6 protein-coding genes are annotated in these 6,520 nt (G+C 35.2%); 5 read left to right on the top strand and 1 reads right to left on the bottom strand.

The genetic code is table 11. From position 1 onward, the window contains the following. Positions 1–91 precede the first annotated feature (91 nt). Complete coding sequence (rph, locus tag HAW63_02640) at positions 92–823, bottom strand: ribonuclease PH (GenBank protein ID MBE8162866.1); 732 nt, start codon at positions 821–823, stop codon at positions 92–94. Positions 824–912: 89 nt separating this feature from the next. Between rph and HAW63_02645 the strand changes: the two genes are divergently transcribed. From HAW63_02645 to HAW63_02665, 5 genes are all read left to right on the top strand, one after another. Further along, complete coding sequence (locus HAW63_02645) at positions 913–1,938, top strand: enoyl-CoA hydratase/isomerase family protein (GenBank protein ID MBE8162867.1); 1,026 nt, start codon at positions 913–915, stop codon at positions 1,936–1,938. A 96-nt stretch (positions 1,939–2,034) separates the two neighbouring features. Beyond that, complete coding sequence (locus HAW63_02650) at positions 2,035–2,832, top strand: enoyl-CoA hydratase/isomerase family protein (GenBank protein ID MBE8162868.1); 798 nt, start codon at positions 2,035–2,037, stop codon at positions 2,830–2,832. A gap of 154 nt (positions 2,833–2,986) precedes the next feature. Then, positions 2,987–4,129: a cytochrome c biogenesis protein ResB gene (locus tag HAW63_02655; protein MBE8162869.1), complete on the top strand. Its 1,143-nt coding sequence runs from the start codon at positions 2,987–2,989 to the stop codon at positions 4,127–4,129. A 1-nt stretch (position 4,130) separates the two neighbouring features. Next, on the top strand, positions 4,131–6,068 hold the full coding sequence (ccsA, locus tag HAW63_02660; GenBank protein ID MBE8162870.1) for a cytochrome c biogenesis protein CcsA: 1,938 nt from the start codon (positions 4,131–4,133) through the stop codon (positions 6,066–6,068). A 117-nt stretch (positions 6,069–6,185) separates the two neighbouring features. Next, a complete protein-coding gene (locus HAW63_02665) occupies positions 6,186–6,488 on the top strand; it encodes a co-chaperone GroES (GenBank protein MBE8162871.1) in 303 nt (100 codons plus the stop codon). Positions 6,489–6,520 lie beyond the last annotated feature (32 nt).

The following is a 6,520-nucleotide window of genomic DNA, read 5'->3' on the forward strand; positions in this document are numbered from 1 at the left end:
GGTTTTTTAAGATGGTTTGCCACTTTTTTTGCAAATTCGGGGTTGGCGTTTCCTGTAAAAAGTTTAATTTCTGGTAGGTATTGTGGCATTTTTAGGCTTTGTCCAAAGGAAAAAAATCACCAATAAGGGATTTTTGTTTTTCAAATAATTCCATGCTTGCGGTTTGTGCAAGTTCTGACATTTTTTGTAATTGCGTAAAGCTAAAATCATTTTTTTCCGCTGTTCCTTGTATTTCAATAAAGGCATTACGATTATTCATAACAAAGTTCATGTCCACAGCAATTCGTGAATCTTCTTGATAGTCTAAATCTAACAAAATATCTTCTTTATCAACACCTACGCTAACTGCTGAAATATAAGAATTTAAAGGGATGTGGCTAATTTCGCCTTTTTGGTGAATAAAATTTAAAGCCAATGCTAAGGCTACAAAGCCGCCAGTAATACTGGCCGTTCGAGTGCCTCCGTCGGCTTGTAAAACATCACAATCTATAAAAATTTGTTTTCCAGGAATGGCCTTTAAGTCGATGCAGGCGCGAAGGCTTCGTGCAATTAGGCGAGAAATTTCTTGCGAGCGTGCTCCCGATAAAGCTTTTTCTCTTTTAATTCGAGTATGTGTTGCTCGAGGTAACATTGCGTATTCGGCAGTTAGCCAGCCTTGATTTTTTCCGTCTAACCATTTGGGTGTATTTTTTTCCACAGTAGCTGTGCATAAAACCTTTGTGCCACCTAGCGTAATTAGCGCGCTACCCTCGGCATAAGAATTAGGGTCAGTAGTAATAGATAGGGGTCGTAATTGATTTAAGGCTCTTTGACTAGTTCTCATAATGAGCATACCTTAGCGAGACTCTGTGTTTTTGTAAACTAATTTATATAAAGATATGAAGTTTTAACACAATAAGAAGGGGTTTGTTTTTGATTATTAAAGAAAACCTTAGCAAATCTGTTGCGGCTTTAACTTTAAATAGAGCAGAGTCTTTAAATGCCTTAAACCGCCCCTTAATACATTCTTTGCAAACACACTTAAAAGATTTAGAAAACGATCAAAATATAATGGCCATAGTGCTAAAAAGTTCCATATCTAAAGCCTTTTGTGCTGGTGGAGATATTATAGAAGTGTGCCAAGACATTCGCCACAATAAAGTGAGCGAAGCGCATCAGTTTTTTAAAGAAGAATATGGGCTGCATATTCTATTAAGAGGTATGAAAACCCCAGTTATTGCAGTGGCCGAAGGATTTTCTATTGGAGGGGGTTTGGGTTTGTTAAACTCTTGCGCATATAGAATTGTTACAGAAACCTCTCAGGTTTCCATGCCCGAGGCTTTAATTGGTTTTTTTCCCGATGTAGGTGCTTCTAATTATTTATCGGCTTCGGAGTTTGGTTTATTTTTAGGATTAAGCTCGCAAAGAATAAAGGCCGCCGACATTTTGCTTTGTAACTTGGCGGATTATTATATCCCCTCCCAAAGCATAAAGGAGTTGTTAAACTTTTTATCTACAGTGGCTAGCGAAAACTTTACACAACTATTGCAACAAAAATTAAAATACTTAGACCAAAAAGAAAATTTAAAGCCAGGCCCTTTAACAGAAAACAAAAAATTTATAAGGGAAGTTTGTAGCGCTAAAAACATAGAAAATTTTGATAAGCAATTGCATTTATACAAAGGGGAGGACCCTTGGATTTTAAAAGCCATAGAAAACTTTAATTATAGTTCTAAACATTCTTTAAAATTTATTTTTAAACAACTAAAACAAAAACGCGACTGGTTGGGCAATGCAAAAAAACTTTTTGATAAAGAATATAAAATGGCTACATATTTTGTTAAACATCCCGATTTATTAGAGGGAGTAAGAGCTTTACTAGAAGACAAAGACAAAAAACCATCATGGAAAGAAAAATCGTACCAACAGATAGTAATTTCTGAAGAGATTTTTAATTAAAAAAGGGGACGGGTCCACCGGGGACGGGTTTGCTTGGGACGGGTTTGCTTGGGGATAAAAAATTAAAAAAAGGGGTAAGGCCTCTTGGGAGAAAAAATGTTATTAAAAAAATATAAAAATTTATTAGTCATTAAAGAAGACAAAATTTTAACAATCAGTGTTAATCGCCCAAAAGTATTAAATGCATTAAACAAAGAATTGCTTTCCGAGCTAAAAGCTTTGCTGACTTTAATAACAGACACAGACTTTAAAGATTTAAGAGGTGTTATTTTGTCCTCAGAGGGAGAAAAAGCATTTATTGCAGGTGCCGACATAAAAGAAATGGATGCATTAGAAGACGACAAAGCTTCAGAATTTTCTTCTCTAGGGCAAGAGGTTAGTCTGCTGTTTTCTAAAGTTAAAGTTCCAGTGATTGCCTGCGTTCAAGGTTATGCATTGGGAGGGGGTTGTGAAATGGCCATGTCTGCCGATTGGATTTATGCGACAGAAAACGCAATTTTTGGTTTGCCCGAATTAAGCTTGGGTTTAATCCCTGGTTTTGGCGGAACAAAACGATTGGCTCAATTTGTTGGTTTAGCAAAAGCAAAAGAACTAATTTTTACAGGAAGTAAGTGGTCGGCCCAAGAGGCGTGTAAAAATTTATTAGTAAACCAAGTTTTTTCGAGCAAAGAAGAAATGTTAGCCTTTGCAAAAAAACAATTACTAAAGGTAGAAAGACAATCGGCATTAGGTGTATTTTACTCTAAAAAAACCATGGAAGAAGCGTATTTTTGTAATATGCAAGACTCAATGTCTATAGAAAAAAAATCTTTTTCCGCAATTTTTTCCAGCAAAGACAAGCGCACCGGAATAAAAGCTTTTCTAAGCAAAGAAAAACCCAATTTTCAATACTAAAGGGACGGACCCAAAAGGGGCGGGCCCCGAAGGAACAGACCTCGAAAGGACGGACCCTAAAGGGGCAGGCCTTCAATTTGTTAAAAAAATAGATAGCGATTGCCAAGTATTACTTTGTCGATGTATATCTCTGCTTAAGTAGAGATATACACTCATGAATACAATCAAAAAACTTATTAAATTTTGCGCTAAAACAGAAATTTTTTTCTACGCACTAATTCCGTTAATGGGGTTGGTGGTATTAGGTACAGTAGCGCAAAAATACATTGGCTTATATCAGGCTCAAAAAATTTATTTCTCTTCATTTTATTTTTTTGCATTTAAATACATTCCTTTGCCAGGGGGATATACTGTTTTAGCTATTATATTTTTTAATTTAATTTGTAAGCTTTTTATTAGCTCGTGGAAGTTAAACAAACTAGGTACAAATATTGTTCACATAGGTTCCGCGCTGTTACTGTTTGGCGGATTTTTAACCGCAGTGTTTACGCAAGAGGGACAAGTCGTTTTAGAAGAGGGGCAGTCGAGCGCTTATTTTTCGGATTATTTTAAAAACGAGTTAGTGTTGCAGCAAGTGGTTTTTGATAAAAGTAATTTAGCCCCTTCTTTTTCCTCTAAAGAAAAACCAAAGCATAAAGTTTTAAACACTTGGGTAAAGCCTAACTTCATTGCTAATAAAAAAGTATTTTTCCCTAAAGCCAAAGTCACTTTAAACATTTTGCATCACTACTTTAATGTAGGCCTTAAAAAAAGAAGCACACAGGCACCTGCCCAGCAAAAAGGTTTTATAACACAATTTTATTTATTTAATAAAAAAGAAGAGCTAAAAAAAGAACTTAATGCCGAGGCTTTAGTTTTTAAAGTTAAAGAAAATCAATTTACTTATGGCATTTTTGAAGGAATGCCTATTGCGCAAACCTTAGTGGTAAATAACAAAAAGTTTATAATATCTTTAAGACGCAAACGCTACCCCTTGCCCGTCAGTGTTAAGTTAATAGATTTTAAAAAAATAAATTATGCAGGAAGCCTTAAAGCTCGTAACTATCAATCGTTTATAGAGGTTAAAAATAAAGCGGGTTTGCAAAAAGCCTTAATTGAAATGAACCAACCTTTCCGTTATGGAGAGTACACTTTTTACCAAGCCTCTTTTTCACAAGAAAACCAAACAGAAACCTCTGTGCTGGCGGTAGTAAAAAACAAGGGAAGAGTTTTTCCTTATTTAGCTAGTTTAATTATGTGTTTTGGTTTGCTGTTTCATTTACTGGCCTATTTACCAAAAGTACTAAGGAGATCTTAAGGTGTTTTGGTTTAAACAAAAAATAATAATTATTAGTTTGTTGTGCGGCGTTTCGGCTCAAGCCTATGAAAACTTTTCTACCCCAGCCCCAGCCCCAGCTTCTCCAGAAAAAAAAGCCGCGGTTAATTTAAAACATAAATCAACATTTTCTTTTAAGGAATTTACAACATTATCTAATTTACCAGTGTTGCGAGGCGGGCGCATGCAACCTTTGGGCGACTTTGCCAAAGCCTTTTTAAGTAAAGTGTATTCGCGAGACACTTATAAAAATAAAACAGCCATTCAGGTAGTGGCCATTATTTTATTTTCCCCTGATTATGCAAAACAATTAAAACTATTTAATATTCCCTACCCAGAGGTGTTACAAACTTTGGGTTTAAAATGGACCGCTAAGCATCGTTACTCTTTTGCAGAGCTGATTAAAGGCTTTCAAAAAAACTTTTCCTTAATTTCTGCTTTATCCAAAGCACCTAGAGACAAAATGAGCGTTACACAAAAGCACATTATCGACCTGTATTATAATTTTGTTTCTTTTTTTGATTTGTCTCAAAGTTTAACTTTGGTAGACAAAAGCTTTAGCTTATCGAGTAAAAAATGGGCAGCCAAGTTGGGTTTAAAAAAGGGCACGCTGTATTCTTATATGGACTTGGCTGGCTTAGTGCCCAAAGTTAACTTTCTTGCCAAAAACTTAGCTACAAAAAAAAATCTAAATAAATTAGATGTTAACTTTTTACTTTTTGGCTCTAAACTACAAAGGCTAAGTGAAGCACACAGCTATTCTTCTACATTTAGGGTTATCCCTTCGCCATGGAAGTCGGGGGATTGGAATTCTTTATGGGCCGCTATTTTAAATGGGCAGTCTTCTCCCAAAACATATTCTTTGTTTTCTTTGTGGAGGGGTGCAAAAAATGCATATTTAAAAAATAATAAAACCCAGTGGAAAAAAGCTTTAGAACATATTTATTTACACAGTCAAAAATTTTTAACAAAAAAACAAAAACAACAATTACGCTGGGAAGCACTTTATAGTCAGTGGGACTTACTGTATAAGGCTGTTATTTTATATATTTTAGCATTTATATTTTTGTTATTTAGTTTATTGTTTTTACCCTCTGCGTTTTCTAAACTCGCTATATTTTCTGTATATTTAGCAATGCTTTTTCATGGAGGGGCTATTGGGTTGCGTATTTTTATTTTATCTCGCCCTCCAGTAACCACTTTATACGAATCCATTGTGTTTGTTGGCTTTATGGGAGTATTAAGTTCCTTCTTTTTATTAAAATCAAAAACCAGCACGATGAATGTATTTTTATCTAGTTTTTTGGGAGGCGCTTTGTTGCTGTTGTCTTTTGGTTACTCTCAAGGCAACGATACTTTTTCTACTTTAGAGGCGGTTTTAAACACCAATTTTTGGTTAGCCACTCATGTGTTAATGATAACTATTGGTTACTCGGCTTGCTTTGTGGCAGGAGCTTTGGGGCATGTTTATTTTTTTCAAACTTTGTTTTGGCCTAAAAAAAATATACAAAAGCTGTATAAACAAATGTTAGGGGTATCTATTTTAGCCTTATTTTTTTCTTTATTCGGAACCATTTTAGGAGGCATTTGGGCCGATCAATCTTGGGGTCGTTTTTGGGGTTGGGACCCTAAGGAAAATGGAGCTTTGCTAATTGTTTTGTGGTTGCTGTTTATGCTTCATGGGGTATTGGCAGGAAAAATAAAGGCTTTGGGTTATGCTTTGGGCATGGTGTTTCTTAATGTTATTGTAGCCCTTGCGTGGTTTGGGGTTAACTTATTAAGCGTAGGTTTACACTCCTATGGCTTTAACGAGGGAGCCTTTTTTAATTTACTACTATTTTCTTATGTAGAATTAATTTTTGGATTACTAGCTTACGCATGGATTCATTATCAAAGCTATTGCGTAAGGGCTAAGAAATAGCCCTTAAAAGCCTTGTAACTATTTGTATTTATTACAAAAGAATATACTTTTTATTCCAACCTTGACTTTCCTTACTGCGACCGCATATTTATTCTGGAAACTTTATAAGGAGGCAAAATGTCTAAACAAAATGTAAGTGTTCGCCCATTACACGATCGTATTTTAGTTCGTCGTACTGTGGAAAGTGATGTAACTGCTGGAGGAATTATTATCCCTGATTCAGCAAAAGAAAAGCCCCAAAAAGGTGAGATTGTTGCCACAGGTAATGGTCGTATTTTAACAGACGGTAGTGTTCATCCACTAGAGGTAAAAGTAAATGATAAAATTTTATTTTCTAAATACGCTGGAACGGAACTTAAGTGGGAAGGGGAAGAGTATTTAATGATGAAAGAAGAAGATGTATTAGGAATTTTTAACTAGGAGAACAAAAATGAGTAAAGAATTAAAATTTA

The sequence above is a fragment of the Pseudobdellovibrionaceae bacterium genome, assembly GCA_015163855.1.
Taxonomy (GTDB): Bacteria; Bdellovibrionota; Bdellovibrionia; order Bdellovibrionales; family UBA1609; genus JAAOIH01.